At 68.3% G+C, this 24,200-nt stretch carries 20 protein-coding genes and 1 pseudogene; 10 read left to right on the top strand and 11 right to left on the bottom strand.

What is annotated here, in order from left to right; translation table 11 throughout:
- The first annotated feature begins 251 nt into the window (after positions 1-251).
- The 5 genes from treS (at position 252) to ACLJOO_RS39195 (ending at position 9,573) form a co-directional block, all read left to right on the top strand.
- Positions 252-1,985, top strand: a complete 1,734-nt coding sequence (gene treS, locus ACLJOO_RS39215) for a maltose alpha-D-glucosyltransferase (RefSeq protein WP_410792985.1) — start codon at positions 252-254, stop codon at positions 1,983-1,985.
- Positions 1,986-3,398: a maltokinase N-terminal cap-like domain-containing protein gene (locus ACLJOO_RS39210; protein WP_410792983.1), complete on the top strand. Its 1,413-nt coding sequence runs from the start codon at positions 1,986-1,988 to the stop codon at positions 3,396-3,398. It abuts the gene before it with no gap.
- An 82-nt stretch (positions 3,399-3,480) separates the two neighbouring features.
- Positions 3,481-6,369: an ATP-binding protein gene (locus ACLJOO_RS39205; protein WP_410792981.1), complete on the top strand. Its 2,889-nt coding sequence runs from the start codon at positions 3,481-3,483 to the stop codon at positions 6,367-6,369.
- 125 nt (positions 6,370-6,494) lie between these two features.
- Positions 6,495-8,669 carry a 1,4-alpha-glucan branching protein GlgB gene (glgB, locus tag ACLJOO_RS39200; protein WP_410792979.1) on the top strand — a complete coding sequence of 725 codons (2,175 nt, stop codon included), beginning with the start codon at positions 6,495-6,497 and terminating at the stop codon, positions 8,667-8,669.
- A gap of 10 nt (positions 8,670-8,679) precedes the next feature.
- On the top strand, positions 8,680-9,573 hold the full coding sequence (locus tag ACLJOO_RS39195) for an NUDIX hydrolase (protein WP_410792977.1): 894 nt from the start codon (positions 8,680-8,682) through the stop codon (positions 9,571-9,573).
- On the opposite strand, the gene ACLJOO_RS39190 is transcribed toward ACLJOO_RS39195, so the two are convergent.
- The 4 genes and pseudogenes from ACLJOO_RS39190 to ACLJOO_RS39175 all read right to left on the bottom strand — a co-directional run bounded on the left by ACLJOO_RS39190 (position 9,563) and on the right by ACLJOO_RS39175 (position 10,783).
- Positions 9,563-9,745, bottom strand: a complete 183-nt coding sequence (locus ACLJOO_RS39190) for a hypothetical protein (RefSeq protein ID WP_410793119.1) — start codon at positions 9,743-9,745, stop codon at positions 9,563-9,565. The two genes, ACLJOO_RS39195 and ACLJOO_RS39190, sit on opposite strands and share 11 nt — an antisense overlap.
- 75 nt (positions 9,746-9,820) lie before the next feature.
- A pseudogene (locus tag ACLJOO_RS39185) lies at positions 9,821-9,949 on the bottom strand (hypothetical protein); the annotation flags it as partial.
- Entirely contained in the window at positions 9,942-10,376 is a 435-nt protein-coding gene (locus ACLJOO_RS39180; RefSeq protein ID WP_410792975.1) for a hypothetical protein, read from the bottom strand. The gene ACLJOO_RS39180 and the pseudogene ACLJOO_RS39185, both read right to left, overlap by 8 nt.
- A gap of 23 nt (positions 10,377-10,399) precedes the next feature.
- Positions 10,400-10,783 carry a DUF4870 domain-containing protein gene (locus ACLJOO_RS39175; RefSeq protein WP_410792973.1) on the bottom strand — a complete coding sequence of 128 codons (384 nt, stop codon included), beginning with the start codon at positions 10,781-10,783 and terminating at the stop codon, positions 10,400-10,402.
- A 66-nt stretch (positions 10,784-10,849) separates the two neighbouring features.
- Between ACLJOO_RS39175 and ACLJOO_RS39170 the strand changes: the two genes are divergently transcribed.
- Both ACLJOO_RS39170 and ACLJOO_RS39165 read left to right on the top strand, forming a co-directional pair.
- A complete protein-coding gene (locus tag ACLJOO_RS39170; protein WP_410792971.1) occupies positions 10,850-11,749 on the top strand; it encodes an alpha/beta hydrolase in 900 nt (299 codons plus the stop codon).
- Complete coding sequence (locus ACLJOO_RS39165; protein WP_410792969.1) at positions 11,746-12,708, top strand: sigma-70 family RNA polymerase sigma factor; 963 nt, start codon at positions 11,746-11,748, stop codon at positions 12,706-12,708. Before ACLJOO_RS39170 ends, ACLJOO_RS39165 begins: the two co-directional genes overlap by 4 nt.
- Here ACLJOO_RS39165 and ACLJOO_RS39160 read toward each other — a convergent pair.
- Complete coding sequence (locus ACLJOO_RS39160; protein ID WP_410792967.1) at positions 12,689-14,086, bottom strand: MFS transporter; 1,398 nt, start codon at positions 14,084-14,086, stop codon at positions 12,689-12,691. The genes ACLJOO_RS39165 and ACLJOO_RS39160 overlap by 20 nt on opposite strands.
- 23 nt (positions 14,087-14,109) lie before the next feature.
- On the opposite strand from ACLJOO_RS39160, the gene ACLJOO_RS39155 reads away from it, so the two are divergent.
- Entirely contained in the window at positions 14,110-14,526 is a 417-nt protein-coding gene (locus tag ACLJOO_RS39155; RefSeq protein ID WP_410792966.1) for a MerR family transcriptional regulator, read from the top strand.
- 410 nt (positions 14,527-14,936) lie between these two features.
- On the opposite strand, the gene ACLJOO_RS39150 is transcribed toward ACLJOO_RS39155, so the two are convergent.
- Together ACLJOO_RS39150 and ACLJOO_RS39145 are read right to left on the bottom strand one after the other, a co-directional pair.
- Positions 14,937-16,175, bottom strand: a complete 1,239-nt coding sequence (locus ACLJOO_RS39150; protein WP_410792964.1) for an RNA polymerase sigma factor — start codon at positions 16,173-16,175, stop codon at positions 14,937-14,939.
- 96 nt (positions 16,176-16,271) lie between these two features.
- Positions 16,272-16,643, bottom strand: coding sequence for a YciI family protein (locus ACLJOO_RS39145; RefSeq protein ID WP_410792962.1), 372 nt, complete (start codon positions 16,641-16,643; stop codon positions 16,272-16,274).
- A 158-nt stretch (positions 16,644-16,801) separates the two neighbouring features.
- Here ACLJOO_RS39145 and ACLJOO_RS39140 point away from each other — a divergent pair, with 158 nt between their 5' ends.
- Positions 16,802-18,235, top strand: coding sequence for a flavin-containing monooxygenase (locus tag ACLJOO_RS39140; RefSeq protein ID WP_410792961.1), 1,434 nt, complete (start codon positions 16,802-16,804; stop codon positions 18,233-18,235).
- On the opposite strand, the gene ACLJOO_RS39135 is transcribed toward ACLJOO_RS39140, so the two are convergent.
- The gene (locus ACLJOO_RS39135; RefSeq protein WP_410792960.1) at positions 18,228-19,370 is read right to left on the bottom strand and encodes a citrate/2-methylcitrate synthase; all 1,143 of its coding nucleotides are present in this window, start codon (positions 19,368-19,370) and stop codon (positions 18,228-18,230) included. The genes ACLJOO_RS39140 and ACLJOO_RS39135 overlap by 8 nt on opposite strands.
- 74 nt (positions 19,371-19,444) lie before the next feature.
- Here ACLJOO_RS39135 and ACLJOO_RS39130 point away from each other — a divergent pair, with 74 nt between their 5' ends.
- The gene (locus ACLJOO_RS39130) at positions 19,445-20,638 is read left to right on the top strand and encodes a citrate/2-methylcitrate synthase (RefSeq protein ID WP_410792958.1); all 1,194 of its coding nucleotides are present in this window, start codon (positions 19,445-19,447) and stop codon (positions 20,636-20,638) included.
- Positions 20,639-20,686: 48 nt separating this feature from the next.
- Here the strand turns inward: ACLJOO_RS39130 and ACLJOO_RS39125 are convergent, their stop codons facing one another.
- The 3 genes from ACLJOO_RS39125 to ACLJOO_RS39115 form a co-directional block, all read right to left on the bottom strand.
- Positions 20,687-22,096, bottom strand: coding sequence for a hypothetical protein (locus ACLJOO_RS39125; RefSeq protein ID WP_410792957.1), 1,410 nt, complete (start codon positions 22,094-22,096; stop codon positions 20,687-20,689).
- A 43-nt stretch (positions 22,097-22,139) separates the two neighbouring features.
- Positions 22,140-23,021: a MurR/RpiR family transcriptional regulator gene (locus ACLJOO_RS39120; protein ID WP_410792956.1), complete on the bottom strand. Its 882-nt coding sequence runs from the start codon at positions 23,019-23,021 to the stop codon at positions 22,140-22,142.
- A gap of 104 nt (positions 23,022-23,125) precedes the next feature.
- A complete protein-coding gene (locus ACLJOO_RS39115) occupies positions 23,126-24,199 on the bottom strand; it encodes a hypothetical protein (protein ID WP_410792954.1) in 1,074 nt (357 codons plus the stop codon).
- Between the last annotated feature and the right edge of the window lies 1 nt (position 24,200).

The following is a 24,200-nucleotide window of genomic DNA, read 5'->3' as shown; positions in this document are numbered from 1 at the left end:
GCGGTGAAGCGACCGCGGCAAAGCCCGTCGCAAGCGCCGTCATCGAATCGCAGCAGGACCGGATCGCGTGCCCTATTTGCTTGTACTGGCAAAGGGCCGCCAGACTGTGCGGAACGCCTTGCGGACCCGTCCGGCCGACGGCGTCACCACGTCACCGCAGTACTCCCGGGAGTTGTCCGGGCTCAACGCACTGCCCTCCCCTTTTAGGTGCGCCCGAACGGGGTAAGGGAACTTAGGTTTGGAGACACCCGATGGAGGTGAGCGTGACCGACATGCTGCCGGAGCAGCACCACGGACTGACGAAGAGTGACCCGCTGTGGTTCAAGCGGGCCGTCTTCTACGAGGTCCTCGTGCGGTCCTTCAAGGACTCGAACGCCGACGGCATCGGCGACCTGCAAGGCCTGACCGAGAAACTCGACTATCTCGAGTGGCTCGGTGTCGACTGCCTCTGGTTACCCCCCTTCTACCCGTCGCCGCTGCGCGACGGCGGCTACGACATCTCGCACTACACCGAGGTGATGCCGGAGATCGGGACGGTCGCCGACTTCGCGGAGTTCCTGCAGCAGGCGCACGCCCGCGGCATCCGGGTCATCGTCGACTTCGTCATGAACCACACCTCGGACCAGCACCCCTGGTTCCAGGCGTCGCGGGAGGACCCCGAAGGCCCGTACGGCGACTTCTACGTGTGGTCCGACACCGACGAGAAGTACGCCGACGCGCGCATCATCTTCGTCGACACCGAGTCCTCGAACTGGACCTGGGACCCGGTCCGCGGCCAGTACTTCTGGCACCGGTTCTACTCGAACCAGCCGGACCTGAACTTCGAGAACCCGGCCGTCGGCGACGCGATGATCGAGGCGCTGAAGTTCTGGCTCGACCTGGGCGTCGACGGTTTCCGGCTGGACGCCGTGCCGTACCTGTTCGAGGTCGACGGCACGAACTGCGAGAACCTCCCCCGCACCCACGAGTTCCTGAAGCGGGTCCGCAAGGAGGTGGACGCGAACTACGAGGACCGCGTCCTGCTCTGCGAGGCGAACCAGTGGCCGGCCGACGTGGTCGAGTACTTCGGCGACCGGGACTCCGGCGGCGACGAGTGCCAGATGGCGTTCCACTTCCCGGTGATGCCACGGATCTTCATGGGCGTACGGCGGGAGTCGCGGTTCCCGATCTCCGAGATCCTGGCCCAGACGCCGGAGATCCCGGACACCTGCCAGTGGGGCATCTTCCTGCGCAACCACGACGAGCTCACGCTCGAGATGGTCAGCGACGAAGAACGCGACTACATGTGGGGCGAGTACGCGCAGGACCCGCGGATGAAGGCGAACATCGGCATCCGCCGCCGGCTCGCACCGCTGCTGGACAACGACACCAACAAGATGGAGTTGTTCACCGCGCTGCTGCTCAGCCTGCCGGGCTCCCCGATCCTGTACTACGGCGACGAGATCGGCATGGGCGACAACATCTGGCTGGGCGACCGGGACGGCGTCCGCACCCCGATGCAGTGGTCCCCGGACCGGAACGCGTCGTTCTCGACCGCGACACCGGGCAAGCTCAGCCTGCCGGTGATCATGGACCCGGTCTACGGTTTCCAGGCGGTGAACGTCGAGGCCGAGATGGAGAACGCCTCGTCGCTGCTGCACTGGACCCGGCGGATGATCCAGACCCGCAAGCAGCACCCGTCGTTCGGTATGGGCACGTTCACCGACCTGGGCGGCTCCAACCCGAGCGTGCTGTCGTACGTCCGGGAGTTCGGCGACGACGTGGTGCTGTGCGTGAACAACCTGTCGAGGTTCCCGCAGCCGATCGAGCTGGACCTGCGGCAGTGGCAGGGAGTCGAGCCGATCGAACTGCTCGGCGGCGTGCACTTCCCCACGATCGGCGAGTTGCCCTACCTTCTGACCCTCGGCGCCCACGGTTTCTACTGGTTCCGGCTGCCGGTGACGAAACCGGAAGCACAGTCGGAGAAGCATGAGGAGAGCATTTAAGTGACTTCCCATCTGGACCAGGTCCAGTCCTTCTGCGCGAGCCAGAGGTGGTTCGGGGAGAAGGGACACGACGTTCACGTCGAAGCGGTGGCCACGTCGACGTGGCTGTCGGACGCGGACGCCTGGCCGGCGGTCCGGATCGGGTTCGTCTACTGTGCGGGCCCACCCGGGGCGGAATCCCCGATCCGGGTGTACCAGCTGCCGCTCAGCTACCACCGCGCGCCGGTCGAGAACCTCGGCCACGCGCTGGTCGGTGAGTGGACCGAACCGGACCTCGGCGACACCGAGGTCTGGGTGTACGACGCTCTGCACGACAAGGAAGCGACGCCGTACTGGCTGGACGGGATCACGCACGGACGGCAGCTGGACGGGCTGGAGTTCCATCCCGTCCGGGCGCCGGAAGGCTCGATCGAGGTGCCGGAGGACGCGCAGTCGCTGGTCCTCACGGTCGAGCAGAGCAACACGTCGCTGGTGTTCGGCGACGTCGCGCTGCTGAAGGTGTTCCGCCGGCTCGAGCCCGGGAGCAACCCGGGGGTCGAGATCGAGTCGGCGCTCACCGAGTCCGGGTCCGAACTGGTCCCGGAGGTACTGGGATCCGCGCGTGGTCGGTGGCCGCGCGCGGGCGGCGGCACCGACAGCGGTGAACTGGCGATGATGACGGCGTTCCAGAAGAACGCGACCGACGGCTGGACGTTCGCGACCTCGTCGGTGCGGGACCTGTACGCCGAGGCCGACCTGCACGCCGAGGAGGTCGGCGGTGACTTCGCCGCCGAGTCGCACCGGCTCGGCGCGAGCACGGCGCAGGTGCACTCCGAACTGGCGAAGGCGCTCGGCACCGACGTCTGGGAGCCGGCCAAGCTGGTCGAGCACGCGAACGCGATGCGCCGCCGCCTCGACAAGGCGTCGGCGGCGATCCCGGAGCTCGCGCCGTACGCCGACGGACTGGCGCGGGCGTTCGACGCGCTGGCGGCGTACGGCCAGCCGGTGACGGTGCAGCGGATCCACGGCGACTTCCATCTCGGGCAGGTGCTGCGGACCATCGACGGCTGGAAACTGATCGACTTCGAGGGCGAGCCGGCGAAGTCGCTGGTCGAGCGCCGGGCGCTGGACACCGAGGTGAAGGACATCGCCGGGATGCTGCGCTCGTTCGACTACGCGGCCCGGTCGCTGCTGGCCGACCACCAGGGCGACCAGCAGATCGCGTACCGCGCGGCCGAGTGGGTGAACCGCAACCAGCAGGCTTTCTGCGACGGGTACGCCGAGACGGCGGGCAGCGATCCACGCGAGCAGAGCGTGCTGCTGAACGCGTTCCTCGCCGACAAGGTCATCTACGAAACCCTCTACGAGGCCCGCAACCGCCCGAGCTGGCTACCGATCCCGCTGTCGGCCGCCGCGCAGTTGGCCGAACAGTGATACCCCAAATCTCAATCAAGTAGTCCTCTCGCGGCTGAGAATTACAGAGCGCTTGTGAACGCTCACTGCAATACTTTCGGGTATGTCGCCCGAGTCACCACAGTTAGAGGTCCTCGTCCTGGGGCCTCTCGCGGTCAGGCTCGGGGGCAATCCGGTCGCGGTCGACCGCCCGCTCGAGCGCGCGCTGCTGGTCCGGTTGGCGCTGGCCGGCGGCCTGTCGGTGCCCGATCATCGGCTGGCGACCGACCTGTGGGGGGACATCGATCTGGCCCGCCCGACGGAGCGGTTGCGGGTGCTCGCGTCCCGTTTACGCGGCGCGATCGACGCCCCTGAGTCGCTCGTCCGGGTCAACGGCGGCTATGCGTTCGCAGCGCGGCTCACCGACCTGACCGCGGCCCGTGCAGCCGCTGAGCAGATGCATGCGGCGGCGCGGTCCGGCGACCACTTCGCCGTACGTACGGCGGCGCAGGCCGCGCTCGCGCAGTGGCGAGGGCCGTCGCTGGCCGATCTGCGCACGGTCCCGTACGCCGTGGTGGAAGGCGAGCAACTGGACGCCTGGCGTCTGGCGCTTCAGGTCGAGCGGCTGGACGCAGAACTCGCTCTCGGGCATGCCGCCGAGGCCGCACGGGAGCTGGAGGCTCTGGCGGCCGAGAACCCTTTGCACGAACGGCTCTGGTGCCTATTGGCCCTGTCTCTCTACCGGACCGGCCGGCAGGCGGACGCACTCACGCGGTTGGCGAAGCTGCGGGGACGGCTGGCCGACGAGCTCGGCGTGGACCCAGCTCCGGACACCGCCGCGATGGAGCTGCGGCTGCTCCGGCAGGACCCGACCCTGCTCCCCCAAGCCGTTGCACCCCCTACCCCGGCACCAACGGTCAAGCTCCCGGCTCCGATGACCAGCTTCGTCGGGCGCCACAAAGAGCTGGCTTCGCTGGTGGAGCGGCTCGGCGAGCCCGGTCTGGTCACGTTGACAGGCGGTCCGGGCAGCGGCAAGTCCCGGCTCGCGTTCGAGGCGGCGCGTGCGGTGGCCGGTCGCGCCGTACGCCTGGTCGAGCTAGCGCCGTTGCAGCGTGAGAGCGCCGTACTGGAAGCGATTGCGGGTGATGATGCCGGCGGTCACGATCCGCTGGGTGCGGCCGCGGCGGCGCTGGACGGTTCGGTGCTGGTGCTCGACAACGCCGAGCACGTGGTCGAGCAGACCGCAGAGATCGCGGCCGCATTGCTGCAGCGGGCGCCGGCGCTGACGGTCCTGGTCACCTCACAGCGACCCTTGCAGCTGGCGAGCGAAGAGGTCCGGCCGATGCGGCCCTTGGACGCCTTGGACGCGGCCCGGCTGTTCAGCGAACGGTCCGCCGTCGACGCGCAGGGAGCCGACCCGGAACAGGTTGCAGCGATCTGTACGGCGGTTGACCGGTACCCGCTCGGTATCGAGCTGGCTGCTGGTCTCACGCGGACCCTCACCGTGCCGCAGCTCGCCAAGCGGCTGGCCGACCGGATGCGGCTCCTGGTCGCCGGTGCGCGGGATGCGCAGCTGCGGCACACCAGTCTGGTCGCGGCACTGGACTGGAGTCACCAGCTCCTCGGCGACGCGGAGCGCACCGTACTGCGCCGCACCGCTGTGTTTGCGGGCGGCTTCACACTCGAAGCAGCAGAACAGGTCGCGGTCGATCCGCGCGACGTAGCGCCGGCGCTCACTGAGCTCGCGGACCGGAGCCTGCTGACGGTCGAGGCCGTCAACGGGCGGCGGTTCCGGCTGCTGGAGACCGTGCGCGACTACGCGCTCGGGAAGCTCGAGGAGGCCGGCGAGACCGAGCTGGCGCGGGCGGCGCAGCTGGAGTGGGCGGTCGGTTTCGTCGAGGCGGTCGGCCGCTCTGACGACGACTTCGCGTCGGCCGAGTCCGTTGCCGAGGTCTTCGCAGAGTGGTCGAACCTCCTCGACGTACTGGACCGCGCACCCGGGACCGACCGCGCGGTGGTCGGGCTGCGGCTGGCGCTCGCGTTGCACACGCCCTGGCTGATCCGCGGCATGTACGCCGAGGCCGCACGACACCTCGACGCACTCGCGGACGCGCCTGGTGCGACCACGGCCGAGCGGGTCACCGCGCTGAGCAATCGCGGCTTCGTACTGACGATGCGCGGCCAGTTCGACCACGCCGCCGAGTCGTTGACCGAGGCCGAGGCGCTCGCCCGGACGCAGGACGACGACACGCTCACGCTGACCGCGCTCTATTACCGCAGCATCGTGGAGATCGAACGCGGTCATCTCCGCGACGCCTTCACACCATTGCTCGCCGGTCAGGACCTCGCACGGACCTCGCCGCAACACGAACGCAGGCTGTCCGCGTGCACCGACGCGCTCGGCACGCTGTACGTCTACACAGGCCAACCGGCCAAGGCGCTCGAATGCTACGAGACGTGCATCGTCGCGGACCGCGAGTACGGCGACGAGCACGGCCTCTCCCGCGGTCTCAGCAACCTGGCCGGCGCGCTGATCGGCCTGGAGCGGTACGACGACGCGCTGCAGGCAGCCACCGAGTCCGACCACTACGCGCGGCGGCTCGACGACCGGCAGATCCTCCCGCTCAACGAGGTGATCCGCGGCCTGGTCGCGATCGCCCGCGGGGATCTCGACGCCGGCGAGAAGTTCCTGCGGGCCGCGGTCGAGTATGCGATCGCGGACGACAGCGGCGTGACGCACGCGTACATCGACCTGGCCGACCTGCTGGTCCTGCAGGGCGAACTCGACGAGGCCGCCAGCCTGCTGGACGCGGTCTTCGCGGAAACCCCCGAGCACAGCACGTCCTGGCTCGCGGCGCGCGCAGTAGCGTCCACCCTCGCACTAGCCCAAGGCAACCGCGACCAAGCCACCACCCTGGTAACCGAAACCACCACGGCCTACACCCGAACCGGTTTCGCCTGGCCCCGCTACACCACCCGCCTCGACACTGTCCGCGCCGCTCTGAACGATTGAGTTTGTGTACTTCGGGACTCGGCGGGTACGGGGTGCGGTGTACAGGGTCGGGATCGGGCAGGATGGGGTTCATGGGAGAGCGTGAAGCTTTTGAGGAGCCAGTGGTGGCAGCCGAGGAGCCTGTGGTGACAGCGGTTCCGGTAGCTAGGACCGATCTCGAACGACTGGTCGCCGGCACCTTCCACGATCCTCATCAGGTGCTCGGCCCGCATCTCGGCGAGCACGGCGTCACCGTCCGCGCGCTGCGCCCGTACGCGAACAGCGTGACGGTGCTGTACGACGACCAGCGGCTCGACCTGCGGCACGAGTACGAGGGGATCTGGGTCGGCGTACTCGACATCGACAAGGTCCCGGACTACCGCCTCGAGGTCACCTACACCGACGGCCCCGCGAGCGAGGTCGACGACCCGTACCGGTACCTCCCGTCGCTCGGTGAGGTCGACCTGCACCTGATCGGCGAGGGCCGCCACGAGCAGCTGTGGACCGTGCTCGGCGCCCACGTCCGGCGGTACGACGGCCCGACCGGTGCCGTGACCGGTACGTCGTTCGCGGTCTGGGCCCCGAACGCACAGGGCATCCGGCTGACCGCGGACTTCAACTTCTGGGACGGCCGCGCGCATCCGATGCGCTCGCTCGGCGGATCCGGTGTGTGGGAGCTGTTCGTGCCCGGCGTCGGCCCGGGCACGCGGTACAAGTTCGACATCTGCGGCCGGGACGGGGTCTGGCGGCAGAAGGCCGACCCGATGGCGAACCTGGCCGAGACTCCCCCGGCGAACGCGTCCGTCGTGCACGAGTCGACGTACGAGTGGAGCGACGCCGACTGGCTGACGAAGCGCGCCGACGCGCAGGCGTACGCCGAGCCGATGAGCGTGTACGAGGTGCATCTCGGCTCGTGGCGCAAGGGCAAGTCGTACCGCGAGCTGGCCGACGAGCTCGTTGCCTATGTCAACGACATGGGCTTCACCCATGTCGAGTTCATGCCGGTGATGGAGCACCCCTTCGGCGGCTCGTGGGGCTACCAGGTCACGTCGTACTTCGCGCCGACCTCGCGGTTCGGCGACCCGGACGACTTCCGCTTCCTGGTCGACAGGCTGCACCAGGCCGGGATCGGCGTCCTCGTCGACTGGGTGCCGGCGCACTTCCCGAAGGACGCCTGGGCGCTGGCCCGGTTCGACGGTACGCCGCTCTACGAGCACCCGGACCCGCGCCGCGGCGAGCAGCCCGACTGGGGCACGCTGGTGTTCGACTTCGGCCGGCCGCAGGTGCGCAACTTCCTGGTCGCGAACGCGCTCTACTGGGCCGAGGAGTTCCACATCGACGGCCTGCGGGTGGACGCCGTCGCCTCGATGCTCTACCTGGACTACTCCCGGCAGGACGGTCAGTGGGTGCCGAACCAGTTCGGCGGCCGCGAGAACCTGGAGGCCGTGTCGTTCCTGCAGGAGATGAACGCGACCCTCTACAAGCGAGTGCCGGGCGTGATCACGGTCGCGGAGGAGTCGACGTCCTGGCCGGGTGTCACCCGCGCGACGCATCTCGGCGGGCTCGGGTTCGGGTTCAAGTGGAACATGGGCTGGATGAACGACTCGCTCCGCTACCTGGAGCACGAGCCGGTGCACCGGCAGTACCACCATCACGAGCTGACGTTCTCGATGATGTACGCGTACTCCGAGAACTTCGTCCTCCCGCTGTCCCACGACGAGGTCGTGCACGGCAAGGGGTCGCTGCTGCGGAAGATGCCGGGCGACCGCTGGCAGCAACTGGCGAACCTCCGCGCATACCTGGCGATGATGTGGGCGCACCCGGGCAAGCAGTTGCTGTTCATGGGCTGCGAGTTCGGCCAGGAGTCGGAGTGGTCGGAGAAGGGCGAGCTGGACTGGTGGCTGCTGGAGCACAGCGACCACAAGGGTCTGCAGGACCTGATCCGCGACCTGAACCGGGTGTACAAGGACAACCCGGCGTTCTGGCGGACCGATCACGACGCGGAGAAGTTCAGCTGGATCGACGCGAACGACGCCGGCAACAACGTGTTCTCCTTCGTCCGGTACGGCGAGGAGGGCGAGCCGACCGTGGCGTGTATCGCGAACTTCTCCGCGCTCCCGCACCACGGCTACCGTGTCGGCCTGCCGTACGCCGGTCGCTGGGAGGAGGTCGTCAACACCGACGCCAACTCGTACGGCGGATCCGGCGTGGGCAACTTCGGCGCCGTCGAGGCTGACGGGCCCGAATGGCACGGTATGAAGTCCAGTGCCGAGCTGTCCGTGCCACCCCTGGCGACGGTGTACCTGCGCTTCACCGGGTAGCGTTCACGGCGTGACCGCCGTACATCCCCTGTCAGATGATGAGCTGACGCTGCGTCCCTCGCAGCCGAACGGACAGGTGGTGACCTTCGACGTCGAGCGCACCGACGTCGAGCCCAGCGAATCGGTGGGCACCGTCGAGGTACGCCAGACGACGCCGCGCGTCGGTCTGGTCACTTGGGCGCTCGACGGCGGTCCCGGGGTGGCGGAGCGGACTGTGCGGCTCGTGGCCGAGTACGCGTTCGGTGAGCTCGGCCTGGAGCGGCTGCAGGTGGAGGTCGATCCCGAGCTGCACTCGTCCGCTCGGGTCGCGATCCGGTCCGGTTTCCGGCGCGAAGGTGTACTGCGCGGTGCCGCGCTCGTGGACGGTGAGCGCCGGGACGTCGCGATCTACGGGATGCGCGTCGACGATCCGCGCCCGGATACGGTGACGGGCTGGACCGCGTTGATGGACTCGACGCTGCCGAAGAAGCGGGTGATCGCGCACGTCGTCGTCCGCGACACCGGTGGACGGGTGCTGCTGTGCCAGGTCAGCTACAAGAAGGACCTGGAGCTGCCAGGCGGGGTGGTCGAGCCGGACGAGGACCCGGCGACCGGTGCGTCCCGCGAGATGGAGGAGGAGCTCGGTACGGCGCTCCCGCTGCTCGGCGTACTCGCGATCGACTGGCTGCCGCGCTGGGAGGGCTGGGGTGACGCTGTCGAGATCCTGTACGACGGCGGCGTCCACGACCCGTCGCTGATCGACCGGTTGCAGCCGGACGGGTTCGAGATCCGCGGCATCTCGTGGCATGCGCCGGAGAAGCTGGAGGGGCTGGTCTCGCCGCTGAACGCGCGCCGCCTGCCGATGCTCCTGGACGCACCGGATCAGCTGCACAACCTCAGGAACGGCTCGCCCATCACCTCGTGAGCTGGTTGACGCACCACGCGTAGTGCCCGTCGCCGGCGTTCTCGTCGTAGATCGTCGCGGTGATGATCGCGTACGCCCTCCGGTACAGCCGCATCCGCTCCCGATCGTGCCCGAGCTCCACGAAGCACTCTGTCAGCAGATCGTCCAGCCGCCGAGCATCCGGCGAGTACATATCGAAAAACCCCGCCGCCAACGACGCCTCAAACGTGCTGTCCCCCGCAGTCGACAAAAACCCCCAGTCCAACACCGCCGCCACCCGCCGCCCGTCCATCAACACATTCGGCGGACAAACATCCCCATGCACAACACTCAGCCCGGCCCCGAGCTCGGCCAGGCCACCCACCACTTCCTCCAACAGTCCAGGGAAATCAGGCACGTCCCGCTCTAGATGCACATTCGCGGCTTCTGCACGACGCCGCACCAACCCCGCCAAACTCTGCCCCCCACGACCGCCCCCAGAACGGCTGCCCAACCACCGGCAGCAGCCTGCTCGCCGGCCCTGGCCGAACCCCGCGCAACGCCTCGACCACCGAGACGAACGCATCCAGCGCCACCTCTTCCGGCAGCCCCGCCTCGTGCAGCGGCACCCCGGTCAGCTTGTCCTCGACGCTGACCGCGAGCCCGTCCTCCCCCGCCGTGATCTCCCGGATCCGCGGCGTCCGGAACGGCAACTCCGGCAGTTCGTCGAGGAACGCCTGCAACGGCCGCACGTCCTCCGGCCGGCGATCGAACCAGACCTTCCGCACGGTCCCGTCGCCGAGATCGTAGACGGCCCCTTCCATCCCCTGCCCGATGAGCTCCACCGGGCCGACCCTATAGGCCTCGTCTACCGGATAAAGCGGATCGTCAACGGATACCGGTAGTCGCCCCCACCGGACGCCGCGACCGTCGCGAGGATGATCACCACCAGCGCCGCGATCGCCCCGATCACGACGAGCGGTACGACGATCAGCACCCCGAGACCGAACGTGATGAAGATCAGCACCGCCGCGAGCGCCGAGTAGATCAGCAGCGAGATCTGGAAGTTCAGCGACTCCACCGCGTGCCGCCGTACGAAATCCGAGCGATCCCGGAACACGAGCCAGACGATCAGCGGGCACAGGAACCCCATCGCCAGCCAGGCCGCGATCAGCACACCGATGTGCGCGACCATCGCCCACGTGCGCTCTTCGGAGCCTGACAGCGGCGTGCTCATAGTCCAGTCAAGCACACCGATTCCTTTTCGAGGCGTCCTCGGTCAGTACCGGTGACAGACCTGCAACGAAAGGGATGCACGATGGCGAGCAAGGAATCGGAAGCGGTTCGGCGGCACTGGGCGGCGAACCGGAAGGCTGCTGAGGAGAACATCCAGGACGGTGATCAGGAACTGACCGATCACCGGTGGGCCGGGCTGACGACCGAGCCGGCGGACGTGGACTACCTGGCGGTGCCCGGACGTAGGGCGACGTGGATCGTGCCGCACGGCGCCGCCGCGGACCGGGTGCTGCTGTGTCTGCACGGCGGCGGATTCATCGGCGGGTCGCAGTACTCGCACCGGAAGCTGTTCGCGCACCTCGCCCGCGCGGCCGGGACCCGGGCGCTGGTTTTCGACTACCCGCTGGCGCCCGATCACACGCATCCGGCCCAGGTCGACGACGCGGTCGACACGTACCGCTGGCTCCTCGACCAGGGCATCGCGCCCGAGCACATCGTGTTCACGGGTGATTCGGTGGGCGGTGGCCTGGCCATCACCACCCAGCTGCGCGCCCGATCGGCCGGCCTGCCGCTTCCCGCCGGTGCGATGCCGTTCTCGCCTGCGGTGGACTTCGAGGCGACCGGAGCGTCGTACGACACCAACCGAGACCGCGACGCGTTCTTCCACCGGGACCTGGTCCGCGGACTCGCATATCTCTTCCTGGGCCCTGAGGGCTCGCCGCACGACCCGTTCGTCAACCCGCTGTACGGCGACCTGACCGGGCTCGGACCGATCTACATCCAGGTCGGCGGGGACGAAGTACTGCTGGACGACGCTGAGCAGCTCGCGGCCGCCGCGGAGAAGGCGGGGGTCGAGGTGCAGCTGGATGTGTTTCCGGAGATGCAGCACACGTTCCAGATGGCGGCCGGTCGCGCGCCGGAGGCGGACGATGCGATCCAGCGGATGGGACGCTTTGCCCGTCGGGTGCTGGAGCTGCGATGACTCAGGGAGCTGTGATGGAGGACGAGGCCGAGTTCGCCGACCGGACCGAGCCCTTCCGCAAGGAGTTGCTGGCGCACTGCTACCGGATGCTCGCGTCCGTGCACGAGGCCGAGGACATGGTGCAGGAAACCTACCTCCGGGCGTGGCGGTCGTGGTCGTCCTTCGAGGGCCGCTCGTCAGTGCGGGTCTGGCTGTACCGCATCGCGACCAACGCATGCCTGACCACGATCGAACAACGCCGCCGCCGCGCCCTGCCCTCCGGTCTGGGAGCATCTGCCACCGATCTCAGTCCCGGCATGCCACCAGACGATCCGGAGGTGCGGTTTGTCGAGCCGATCGCCGAGACCCTCGTCATCTCCGATCCTGCATCGATCGTCTCCCTGCGGGAGAGCCTGCGGCTGGCGTTGATCGCCGCCCTGCAGTACCTCCCGCCGAAGCAGCGCGCCGTACTGATCCTGCGAGAGGTACTCGCGTTCCCAGCCGCCGAAGTCGCCACGATGCTCGACACCTCGGTAGCGGCCGTGAAGAGCACGCTGCAACGAGCACGCGCCCGCCTCGACGAGACGGCGCCGTCGCAAGGTGAGGTCTCCGCGCCCACCGACCCGGCCGCTCGGAAACTGCTCGACGACTACATCGCCGGCTTCGAAAACGCCGACACCGCCGCCCTAGAACGCGCCCTCCGCGCGGACGCCGCCATCGAAATGGTCGGTACGACGAGCTGGTTCAACGGTCGCGTGATGTGCATGCAGTTGCTGACCGCCTCAGTCGGCGCACCAGGTGACTGGCGGATGACCCCGATCATCGCGAACGGCCAGCCCGCCGTGGGTGCCTACTTCAAGGGCGACCCGTACGGCGTCGCCGTACTCACGCCCACTCCGACCGGAATCACCCACATCCACGTCTTCAGCGATCCCGAACTCGTGACGTACTTCGGTCTGCCTAGAGTTCCTGCACCGTAAGACGCGCGCGGTGGCTCGTGCTGACGAGAGCCAGCGCCAGTACGACGAGACCCATCGCGAGTGTCGGCCACCAGACGATGTGCTCGGCGCGGACGAACCGCCGCGGATCGGTCGTCGCGGTGGCGCCGACGATCGATCCGGCGATCGCGACACCGAGCGACGTACCGGTCTGCCGGCCGACCGAGGCGAGCGAACCGGCCAGGCCGGCCATCGACCCGGGCATGCCGGACACCGCCGAGTTCGCGATCGGCGGGTTGATGGTGCCGAGGAAGACGCCGAAGAACAGGAAGATCGCGAGCACTTTGAACAGCGGCGTGGACGCTTGGATCGTGAGCGAGGCGAGCGCTCCGAGCGTCAGCGCCGTGCCCGCGACCACGAGTGGCAGGCGTGGGCCGCGCGCGCCGACGACCCGGCCGGTCAGCGGTGAGAGGACGCAGATGAGGAGGCCGACGGGCAGCAGGCACAGGCCCGCGTCCAGGGCGGACAGGTGGCGAACGCTCTGCAGGTAGAGCGTGGTGACGAACAGGAACGCGCCGAACCCGGTGTAGGCGAACATCGCGATCACCACGGCCGAGCTGAACGGGACGCTCCGGAACAGCCGGAGCTCGAGCAACGGCTCCGCGCGGCGGCGTTCGTACGCGATCAGGAGAACCGCGGCGACGGCGGCCGCGACGATCAACGGCGTACGCCACCCGTTCTTCTCGATGATCGCGGACACGACGCTGCCGAGGAGTACGACGACCAGGAGCTGGCCGATCGGGTCGAAGCGGCGGCCGTGGGCGGCGCGGGACTCGGGGACGTACAGGCTGGTGAAGATCACCGCGAGGACGACGATCGGCAGGTTCACCCAGAAGATCGACCGCCAGCCGAGACCGTCGACGAGCGCGCCGCCGAGGATCGGTCCGAGGACGAGCGAGAGCCCGGCGGTCGCGCCGAAGATCCCGATCGCGCGGGCCCGCTCGGCGCGCTCCGGGAACACGGTCACCACGATCGCCATCGCGACCGGATTGAGCAGCGTGCCGCCGACCGCCTGGACGGCGCGGGCGGCGATCAGCGCCTCGATACTCGGGGCGAGGCTGCAGAGGAGCGAGCCGAGGCCGAAAACGATCAGGCCGAGGCGGAACATGCGCTTGCGGCCGTACCGGTCGGCGGTCGAGCCGGCCAGCAGCAGGAAGCTCGCCAGCACCAGGGTGTAGGCGTCGACGGTCCACTGCAGGCCGGCCGTCGAGGCGCCGAGATCGTCCCGGATCGCGGGCAGCGCCATGTTCACGATCGAGATGTCCATCACCGAGATCAGCAGGCTCGCACAGCAGATCGCGAGGACGGCGTACCGGCGGGCACTGGTCAGACCAGTGTCCTCGAGCGTTGGAAGGGTCATACGACAACGCTAGGATTTAGAGCGTGCTCGAAGTCAATGAACGCGGGATCAGCATCGCCGAAGCCGCTGAACGCACCGGCGTCAGCGTCCACACGCTGCGGTACTACGAGCGCGCCGGCCTGGTTGTCACCACCGTCGACCGCACCGCCGGCGGGCGCCGCCGCTACCGCCAGATCGACCTGGACTGGATCAAGATCTGCACGAAGTTCCGCGCCACCGGTATGCCGATCCGCACCATCCGCCGGTACGCCGAACTCGTCACCGCCGGCCGCGGCAACGAGAAGGACCGCCTCGAACTCCTAGAAACCCACCGCGCCGAGATCCTCACCCAACTCGCCCAACTGACCGAAAGCCTCGAACTCATAGACCACAAGATCGACGTCTACCAAGGCCGCCTACAAGCCGGCACCGCCGACCAACTCTGGGCCCCCCACGAGTAACTCACCCCCTCGCCGCCCCACCGGCCGGCACCGACCGAGCCCGACGAGAGCCCCGGACACGAGGGGACATCCGGCTCTTGGGACTGATGTGTGGGTGGTCGACGGGTTCCAGGGCGGCACCGGGCCTGGTGTGATCCGCAGCTCGACAGGATGTGTCAGGTGGCCGGGTAGTGCACCTGAGCGTGAACGTGTCCGCGCGTACAGCGTCTCGCCGGTGTACTACCTGTCGAACTTGCACATCACACAGCCGCCAGGGCCGTGCCACGACCAACCCGATCCCCGAGCCAGCCTCACAACACCCACACCTCCGGCACGAGACCGGATATCCCCTGGTGTTGTGGCTTCTCCCCTCGCATACCAACGGAGAAGCCACAACACCGACGGATATCCGGCCAACCCCGGAGACGGTGCTAGCGATTCAGGTTGGTGAGCCTGGTTGTGAGAAAGCGGCGTTCGGTTTCGTTGGCGGTCAGGTGGATCGCCTGTTCGTAGGCCTCGGCCGCTTCCCCGGGACGATCGAGCCGGGTCAGGACGTCGGCCCGGGTCGCCGGCAGATAGGCGTACGTCGCCAGCGCCGGCTCCTTGCTCAAGGCATCCAATTCGACCAGGACCGCCTCGAGGTCGGCCCCAGGAACCAGGCTGCGCGCAGCCACCCGATTGAGCGCGACGATCGGAGTAGGCCAGCTCACCATCATCGCGTCGTACATCCGGACCACCTGCCCCCAGTCCGTCTTCTCCCACGACGGCGCCGTCACATGCAGCCCGGCAACAGCCGCCTGCAAAGCGAACCGCCCGTGCCCCCGCTGCAACGCCGCCGTCGCCCGCGAGACTCCCTCCGCCAACAGCTTCACGTCCCACCGTGACCGATCCTGATCCGCCAGCAGCACCAGTTCACCGTCCGCGCTGACCCGCGCGTCACCACGCGCCTCGGTCATCAACAGCAGCCCTAGCAGTGCTAGCGGTTCCGGTTCGTCCGGCATCAACCGCTCCAGCATCCGCGCCAGTTCGATCGCCCGCCCGGTCAGATCGGTCCGCGTCAGCTCCACCCCCGTGGCGACGTACCCCGCCGTGTACACCAGGTGTACGACGGTCAGCACCACATCCATCCGCGCCGGCAACTCGTGATCCGCCGGAATGCGATACGGAATCCCGGCCGCCGCGATCTTCTTCTTCGCCCGGGTGATCCGCGCCGCCGCCGTCGCCTCGCCGATCAGCAGCACTGCGGCGACCTCTCGCGTGGTCAACCCGCAGATCAGCCGCAACGTCAACGCCACTTGGGATTCCCGCGCCAACGCCGGGTGGCAGCATGTGAACACCAGCCGCAACGGATCCGTCGGCTGTTCAGCGTCGTCGGGGTGCTCGGCGTCGGCGGGGTGCTCCACCAGAAGCGGCAGTTTCCGCCGAAGGTTCGTCTCCCGCCGCAGCCGGTCCAGCGCCAGCCGCCGGGCGACGGTCGTCAGCCAGCCGGCCGGATTGTCCGGAATCCCGTCCGGCCAGGTACGCAGCGCCTGGACGAACGCGTCCTGCGTGCAGTCCTCGGCGAGATCCAAGTCCCGAGTCAGCCGGACCACGGACGACAGCACCGTCGACCAGCTCTCCCGGTGCGCCCGGTCCACTACCCGGGTCACCTCGACTGCCTCCGTCACCATCTCCCCTGTCCCTCTGCCCGTGGGTACGCCGACGGGACGGAACGCCGGCGTACCCGGGGTCGAACGGCATGATCAGTACGCGACCGCGATCGCCGGTCAGGCCGGCGGGGCCGCGTCCTCGGACGTCGGCATCACCGGGCGGACCTCGATGTTGCCGGACGGGCAGAGCTTGGCCAGCTCCAGCGCCTGGTCGAGGTCACGGGCCTCGATCACGTAGTACCCGCCGAGCGCCTCCCGCGTCTCGATGAACGGCCCGTCGGTGACCAGCGGCTCGGCGCCCTCGCGGTTCTTGACCGTGCTCGCCGTACTGGACCGCTCGAGTGCCTCCCCGCCGAGGATCCGCGCCCCGGCCTTCTCCACCGCCGCCGAGAACTCCCCGTGCAGCTTCATCGCCTGCTGCCACTCGTCGCGCGTCAGGTTGTCGTACCACTCTTCGCTGTCGAACAGCAGGAACATGTACTGCGCCATCTCAGGCTCCCTCGTTTAGGGCTTGTACTTGGACATCTTGCTGACGATCGTCGCGACACGGAATCGACAACACCCGGAAAGAATTTTTGAGGTCGCGCAAAGTGGTGGCGCGCAGCAGGCGCCACCACTTTGCGCGACCTCTTGTTACCGTGGGGTACATGGAGCACCTCGACGTCCTGATCGTCGGCGCGGGCCTGTCCGGGATCGGTGCGGCGTACCGGATCCAGACCCGGTGCCCGGACCGCACGTACGCCGTACTCGAAGGCCGCGACGCGATCGGCGGCACCTGGGACCTGTTCCGGTACCCGGGGGTCCGGTCGGACTCCGACATGTTCACGCTCGGGTTCCCGTTCCACCCGTGGAAGGCGGCGAAGGCGATCGCGGACGGGCCGTCGATCCTCGACTACCTGCACGAGACCGCCTCGACGTACGGGATCGACAAGCACATCCGCTTCGGTCAGCGCGTCGTGCGCGCCTCGTGGTCGTCGGCGGACGCGCTGTGGACCGTGGAGACGGCGGACGCGTCGTACACCTGCTCGTTCCTCTACGTGTGCAGCGGGTACTACGACTACGACGCGGGGTACGTCGTCGACTTCGACGGAAAGAATGATTTCCAGGGGCGGATCGTGCACCCGCAGCACTGGCCGGACCAGTTGGACTACGCCGGCCAGCGCGTCGTCGTGATCGGCAGCGGCGCGACCGCGGTGACCCTGGTGCCCGCGATGGCGGGTACGGCGGAACACGTGACGATGCTGCAGCGCTCACCGAGTTACGTCGCCTCTCGCCCCGCCCACGACGCGATGTCGGACCGCATCCGCGCCGTACTGCCCGAAAAGCTCGCGCACCGGTTGATCCGCGGGAAGAACGTTGTCGCGAGCACCGCGATCTACAGCGCGTTCCGGAAGTGGCCGGCGCATGCTGCCTGGCTGCTCAACAGCACCGTGGCGAAGCAACTGCCGGAGTCGATCCCGGTCGATCCGCACTTCACGCCGCGGTACAAGCCGTGGGACCAGCGACTCTGCCTGGTCCCGGACGCGGACCTGTTCAAGGCGCTGCGGAACGGGTCGGCCTCGGTGGTGACCGACGAGATCGACCGGTTCACGCCGACCGGGCTGCGGCTGCGGTCCGGGCGCGAACTGGAGGCCGATCTCGTCGTGACCGCGACCGGCCTCCGCATGGTTGCGCTCGGCAACATCCAGGTGACCGTCGACGGACGGGCGGTGGCGCCGCACGACACGTTCGTCTACAAGGGCATGATGCTGAGCGGCGTACCGAACCTCGCCTGGTGCATTGGCTACACCAACAACTCGTGGACGTTGCGCTCCGACCTCACCTCGCAGTACGTGTGCCGGCTGCTCAACCACCTCACCGCAACCGGCACCCGCGTCTGTCTCCCCGACGTCGACCCGTCCGAGTACGACGCCCCACCCCGCCCCGTCGTCGACCTCTCCTCCGGCTACATCCGCCGCGCCGCCCAGATCCTTCCCCGCCAAGGCAGCCAAGGCCCCTGGCGCCTCCGCCAGAACTACCCCCGCGACCTCGTCGCCCTCCGCTACAACCGCCTCGACGACGGCGTCATGCAGTTCAGCTAGGCACGGGCGCGGGAGGCGGCGGGCCGACGTACGTCGCGGCCGGGCGGATGATCTTCGGATCGGTGGCCTGTTCGAGGATGTTCGCGGACCAGCCGATGATGCGACTGACCGCGAACGTCGGCGTGAACATGGCGCGCGGGATGCCGCACAGCTCCATCACGACACCCGCGTAGAACTCGACGTTGGCGTACAGGTTGCGGCCCGGCTTCAGCTCGGCGAGTACGTCGACGATGCGCTGCTCGACGGTCGTCGCGAAGTCGACGAGGTCGCCGCCGATCCCGCGGGCGATGTCGCGCAGCATCAGCGAACGCGGGTCCTCGGTGCGGTATACAGCGTGGCCGAAGCCCATGATGCGATCGCCGGCGGACACCTTCGCGCGGACCCAGTCGTCGATGCGGTCCGGCGTACCGATCTCGTCGAGGCTCGCGAGAGCGCGATCCGGCGCACCGCCGTGCAGCGGGCCGGAGAACGCTCCGATCGCACCGGCAACGGCCGCGACCACGTCCGCACCAGTGGACGCGATGACGCGGGCGGTGAACGTGGACGCGTTGAACCCGTGGTCGACGGTCGAGACCAGGTAGTGCTCGATCGCGGTGGCATGGACGGCGGTGGGCTCGTCGCCGGTCACCAGGTAGAGCCAGTTCTCGGCCGCCGTGAGGTCAGCGCGCGGTTCCAGCGGTTGCTGTCCTTCGCGGAGCCGGTAGAGGGCCGCGAGGATCGTCGGCGTCACCGCGCACACCAGCATCGCGTCGGCCTTGCGGCGGGCCGGGTCGGCATCCCACAGCTTCGGGAGACCGCGGACAGCCGCGAGGAGCGACAGCGCGGTGCGGAGGCCTGCGAGCGGGTTGAACGTCGTACCAGCGGTCGCGATTGCCGGGAGGACGGCGCTGACCTCGTCGGGGAGGACGCGCAGCGGGGCGAGTTCGGCGACGAACCGGTCCCGCTCGGCGGCGGTCGGGAGGTGGCCCTCGAACATCAGGTACCAGACGTCTTCGAGGGTTTTGGACTTGGCGAGATCGATCGCCGAGTACTCGCGGTAGTGGTAGAAACCCTCGTCACCACGGACGTCACCGAGGGTCGTCTCGGTGACGACGACGTTGCGCAGGCCGGGCGGAACATTGATCGTTGTTGACATATCTTCAGAGTTGACAGGCGATCAATGATTGTCAATATTGATCCAGTCAACATGAATGGTGCGAGGAGCGCGGGATGCCGTCCGAAGGTGACGAGAATTACCTGACCACCGCCGAGGTGGCGCGTCGTCTGCAGGTGAAGCCGGCGACGGTCTATGCCTACGTCAGCCGAGGTCTCCTCACCAGCGTCCGAGCCCGCGGCCGCCGCGGCAGCCTCTTCCCCACTGCCGACGTCGAACGCCTGGCCGCCCGCTCGGTAGAACACTCCGGCGTAGTAGAACGCATCGAGTCCGAACTAACCCTCCTCCAGAACGACAACCTCTACTACCGAGGCCACTCCGCCCAGTCCCTAGCCACCACCGCCACCCTCCCCCAAGTAGCCACCCTCCTCTGGACAGGCCAACTCCCGACAGACTCAGGTGGAATGTCGACCGAGGTCAGGTCAGCAGCGGGCTTGTTCGGATTTGAGCGGGAGGGGGTGGAACTGGCTCGGGCGGCTATGGACGTGGTGCCGGCGGGGGCTCGGTTGACGGATCGGTTGCGGGTGGCGGTGGCGGTGTTGGGGGCTGCGGATCCGTTGCGGTTCGACCTGTCGGCTGCGTCCGTGACTGCCGCGGCCGGGAGGTTGATCGGGACATTGGTCGCGGCCCTCCCCGGCCGGATCGTCACGCGTACGACGCTGGGCGGGAAGCTCTGGCCGAAGCTCACAGACGCAGAACCCCGACCGGAGATACTCGACGCCGCACTCATCCTCCTGGCCGACCACGGACTCGCAGTCTCCACCGTGGCAGCCAGGGTCGCGGCCAGCGCACGAGCCAACCTGTACGCCGTCATCTCCGCAGGACTCGGCGCCCTCGACGGCCAGTACCACGGCGCCGCGCCGACACTCGCCTACGAGTTCCTGGACCGAGCGAAACACGACCCGTTGCAGGCATTGTCGGACCAGTTGCGCTCCGGCGAACCGATCCCCGGCTTCGGCCACCGCATCTACCAGCACCGCGACCCGCGCGCCGACGTACTGCTCGAACTCCTTGGCGACCACCCGATCGTCAGCACGATCCACGCGATCGCCGAACATACGCCGACCTTCCCCAACAGCGACCTCGCGATCGCCGCCGTCATGCACGCCTACAACTTCCGCCCCGACGCCGGCGACGCCCTGTTCGCCCTGGCCCGCATGATCGGCTGGACCGCCCACGCCCTGGAGGAATACGCAGCCCCCGCCCTCCGCTTCCGAACCCTAGGCATCTACACCGGCCAACCCACCTAACCCCCGCACCCGGCAGGGTTGATGTGCCGCTGCCGGGCGGTTGGGCTGCTACTTAGTGGTGAGTTTGAGGAGGGTGGCGGCGCCGGGTGTTAGGGAGATGGGGACTGGGGCTACGCGTTGTGGGGTGTACTTCTGGCGCGCCGGTTGGAAGATTCCGATCGAGCCGACCGTTTGCTCGTTGACCGAGACGACCGCTCGAGCGCGCGTGCTGTGGGAGCGGTTGGCGACCAGCAACCACCGATCGCCGGACGCGGCGTCGCGGGAGCGGAAGGTGCCGACCACGACCGGGTCGCCGGTGATTCCCGACACCAGGTTCGTCGGGGTGAAGCCGACGGCGCCGTTCGGCAGTGGGGTTTCGTTGGCGTGCTCTACGGTCTCGGACACGAGCGGCTTGAGTTCGCGGCCGACCTGATGCAGCCAGGTGGTGTTGATCTGTTTCGCCGCGTAGTACCGCGATGTTCGTTGCCCGTCGACGGTGATCAGCGCCGGCCCGAAGCCTTCGCCGCGGGCGGCCTCGGGCGTCCAGTAGGTGAAGTACTGGATGCCTTTCGCGCCGTACGCGAGGCTGATGTTCACCTGCCAGAGCAGCTCGGCCGCGGTCGGTTCGCGATGGTTGTTGTAGGCAAGCGTCTGGATGAACACCCAGGACGGGATGTCGCCGTGCAGCGCGGCGTCGCGGACGATCGCCCAGTTGTGGAAGTAGTTCGCGTCCTCGCGGCCCTCGGAGAGCAGCGGGTACCGGTCGAACGAGATCAGCGACGGCTTCACCACGTCGACGAAGCTGCGGTAGTACGACGCGTCGTCGGACGGGAACAGGTTGATGTACGGCAGCAGCTGCGGCGCCAGCTCGCGGGAGATCGACAGCGCCTTCGCGAGCGTCGCGAACCAGCCCGCGCCGGGTTCGTCGTAGAAGTTGAAGCCGGCCAGCGAGGAGTACGGCCCGTACGCGTCGCGGGCCCGGATGTAGAGCGCGCCGGCCTCGGCTGGGGTGACGCTGAGGAAATCTGACGGGGTGTCGGAGATCGAGAACCAGCGGGACATGTTGCGGATCTGGATGTCGTCGGAGATCAGCATCTTCAGGCCGGCGTCGCGGGCGAGCCCGAGCTGGTACTGGAAGATGTTTCCGTCACCGGCGTAGTTGCCGGAGATGACGAAGTCGAACCCGGCGTTCTTGATCTCGGCGAACCGTTCCGCTGTACTCGCGTACGGATGCGGTGGCCAGAACAACCCAATCGGGAATTCGGCCCCACCCGTCAACGGCAACGTGTCAGGCGACGGTACGGCGACCGCAGCCGAGGCGGATCCTGCCGACGCGGATGCAGTGGAGGCCGAAGCGGTGGAAGCGGCTGCTGTCGTGGCGGATGCCGCGGAGACGGCTCCTGCCGTGAGGGCGGTTGCGGTGGCGCCGAGGAGCAAGGCGCGGCGGCTGGGGCCGAGGGTCTCGTGTGGACTCTGCATGTCTCTCCTTCGAAAGGCGGTCGAACGGAGTGGCGAGGGTTGTTCAGGGGCGTTGCCGATGTGTGGACACCGCGTCGGCAGTCGCGTCGAAAGCCTGTTCTGCCAGGGGATAGTCGCGTTGAGCGACTCCGAGATAGAGCGCGTCCAGGACGATCATCTGGGCGTGTCGTCCGGACAGTCCCCCGGTGCGGAACGTGACGTCGCGCGCCGCGGTGACCAGCACGATGTCCGCCGCGCGGGCCAGCGGCGAGCGGGGATAGTTGGTGATGGCAACAGTCGTCGCGCCTTGCCGGCCGGACCGGGCCATCGGTTCCAGTACCTCGATCGTCTCGCCGCTGTGCGAGATCCCGATCGCGACGTCGCCGGTGCCGAGCAGCGCGGAGCTGGCCAGTGCAGTGTGTACGTCGCTCCAGGTGCTCGCGCCGCGCCCGATCCGGTGCAGCCGCAACCGCAGGTCCTCGGCGACGGACGCCGACCCCGCCACGGCGTACAGATCGATCCGCCGCGCGTCCGAGATCGCCCGCACGGCCCGCCCGAGGGCGTCGACGTCGAGCGCCGCGACGGTGTCTTCGAGCGCGCGGGTGTCGGCGCGCAGCAGCGTCCGGAGTACGTCGTCCAGCGAGTCGTCCGGTCCGACCTCGGAGCCGGTCCCCCGCTCCCAGCTCGGACTGGTCCGACCACTCTCGGCCGCCAGCGTCAGCCGCAACTCGGCATACCCGGACAGACCGAGCGCGAGGCAGAACCGGGTGACGCTCGGCAGCGAAGTACCGCATCTGGCCGCCAGTTGGCCGATCGTCGACGAGGCGACCGCCGCCGGATCCCGGAGTACCTCGGCGGCGATCCGCGCCTGCGCCGGGCTGAGCACCGGCAGCAGGCCGTGGATCCGCGCCTCAAGACTCGGCGGCGGCGACTCGACAGCACTCATGTAAAGAATTCTCAGAGCACGTCAACCACAATTACAAGGATTCACACTGTCCGATTCCGGCCACTCCCCGACGCATCGGCCGGACAGTGAACTGGTCCGGTCGGTCAGTGGGTCATTCGGCGGATGGTGAACTGGTTCGATTGGCCGCCGGCGAGTAGTACGTCGATTCGGCCGCTGAGGACGTAGGTGCCGTACGGCGTGACTGCGGCGGTTGTCGGGCCGGGGACGGGCCAGGGCTCGACCGAGCGGATCTGGGCGGTGCTGTAGTTGTCGCGGCTGCTCAGTACCGTCGCCTGCTCGACGCCGGGGGCACCGAGCTTGTTGGTGATCGCGATCAGGCGACCGTCTGGCCTGAGGGCCAGGCCGTCTCCGCCTACCAGTGCACTGGTCAGACCAGTACTACTGAGTTCACCGCGCGGCGAGATGCGGAACAGAGTGCCGGTGTCGTAGCGGACCGTCAGGAGGTAGCCGGCCGGGTGCCAGACGATGCCGTTGGCGCCGATCGTGTCGCTCCGCAGCCGCTCGTCGCGGATCAGGACGGTTGCGGTGCCGGCCGGGGTGACCTTGTAGATCGCGTCGGATGCCGGGTCGGTGACGTAGGCGTTGCCTGCGGCATCGATCGCGAGGTCATTGACGCCGTGGTTGCCGCCGGCTGGGTTCAGGCTCGAGGTGTTCAGGTTGACACGCTGCTCGAGTTGGCCGGTGCGCAGGTTGTAGATGGCGATGCCGGATTGCTTGTAGGTGGTGGCTTCCGATGAGCGATCGCCGTTGCCGATGTCGGCGTACGTGACGAGTACTCGGTTGCGTACGGCGTCGACATGCAGGCCGAAGGTGGAGACGCCGGGTGCGACGCCGAACGGATGCGGTACGCCGTCGCGTCCGACCACGGAGATCCGCCCGGTCGCCAACGACCCGACCAGGAACGCCCGCCGAGTCGGATCCCAGGCGATCCCCTCCGGATACCGATCCCCCGTCCGCCCGTCGATCTGCACAACCCGGCCCACTCCCGCAGCGGCGGATGGGCCGGTAGCACCCGGGCCGGTCGTCGCGGTGGCGGTGGTCATGGTTGTGGCGCTGACGGTGCTGGCGGTGGCGGTTGTGGGTGGGGTGGTGAGGGTGGTGGTGGGTAGGGCGGTTGCGAGGGTTAGTAGGGCTGTTGTTGGGGCGTGGAATCTCATG

This window comes from Kribbella sp. C-35, assembly GCF_046549195.1.
In the GTDB taxonomy this organism is placed as follows: domain Bacteria; phylum Actinomycetota; class Actinomycetes; order Propionibacteriales; family Kribbellaceae; genus Kribbella.
The sequence above is the reverse complement of the archived record's forward strand: the minus strand, read 5'-3'. Positions and strand labels throughout refer to the sequence as shown.

What these genes read in the sequence shown, in the direction of transcription:
- treS (WP_410792985.1), top strand. Translation starts at nt 252, where the DNA reads ATGGAGGTGAGCGTGACCGACATGCTGCCGGAGCAGCACCACGGACTG.
- ACLJOO_RS39205 (WP_410792981.1), top strand. Translation starts at nt 3,481, where the DNA reads ATGTCGCCCGAGTCACCACAGTTAGAGGTCCTCGTCCTGGGGCCTCTC.
- ACLJOO_RS39190 (WP_410793119.1), bottom strand. Translation starts at nt 9,745, where the DNA reads ATGTACTCGCCGGATGCTCGGCGGCTGGACGATCTGCTGACAGAGTGC.
- ACLJOO_RS39170 (WP_410792971.1), top strand. Translation starts at nt 10,850, where the DNA reads ATGGCGAGCAAGGAATCGGAAGCGGTTCGGCGGCACTGGGCGGCGAAC.
- ACLJOO_RS39165 (WP_410792969.1), top strand. Translation starts at nt 11,746, where the DNA reads ATGACTCAGGGAGCTGTGATGGAGGACGAGGCCGAGTTCGCCGACCGG.
- ACLJOO_RS39160 (WP_410792967.1), bottom strand. Translation starts at nt 14,086, where the DNA reads ATGACCCTTCCAACGCTCGAGGACACTGGTCTGACCAGTGCCCGCCGG.
- ACLJOO_RS39150 (WP_410792964.1), bottom strand. Translation starts at nt 16,175, where the DNA reads ATGGTGACGGAGGCAGTCGAGGTGACCCGGGTAGTGGACCGGGCGCAC.
- ACLJOO_RS39145 (WP_410792962.1), bottom strand. Translation starts at nt 16,643, where the DNA reads ATGGCGCAGTACATGTTCCTGCTGTTCGACAGCGAAGAGTGGTACGAC.
- ACLJOO_RS39140 (WP_410792961.1), top strand. Translation starts at nt 16,802, where the DNA reads ATGGAGCACCTCGACGTCCTGATCGTCGGCGCGGGCCTGTCCGGGATC.
- ACLJOO_RS39135 (WP_410792960.1), bottom strand. Translation starts at nt 19,370, where the DNA reads ATGTCAACAACGATCAATGTTCCGCCCGGCCTGCGCAACGTCGTCGTC.
- ACLJOO_RS39130 (WP_410792958.1), top strand. Translation starts at nt 19,445, where the DNA reads ATGCCGTCCGAAGGTGACGAGAATTACCTGACCACCGCCGAGGTGGCG.
- ACLJOO_RS39125 (WP_410792957.1), bottom strand. Translation starts at nt 22,096, where the DNA reads ATGCAGAGTCCACACGAGACCCTCGGCCCCAGCCGCCGCGCCTTGCTC.
- ACLJOO_RS39120 (WP_410792956.1), bottom strand. Translation starts at nt 23,021, where the DNA reads ATGAGTGCTGTCGAGTCGCCGCCGCCGAGTCTTGAGGCGCGGATCCAC.
- ACLJOO_RS39115 (WP_410792954.1), bottom strand. Translation starts at nt 24,199, where the DNA reads ATGAGATTCCACGCCCCAACAACAGCCCTACTAACCCTCGCAACCGCC.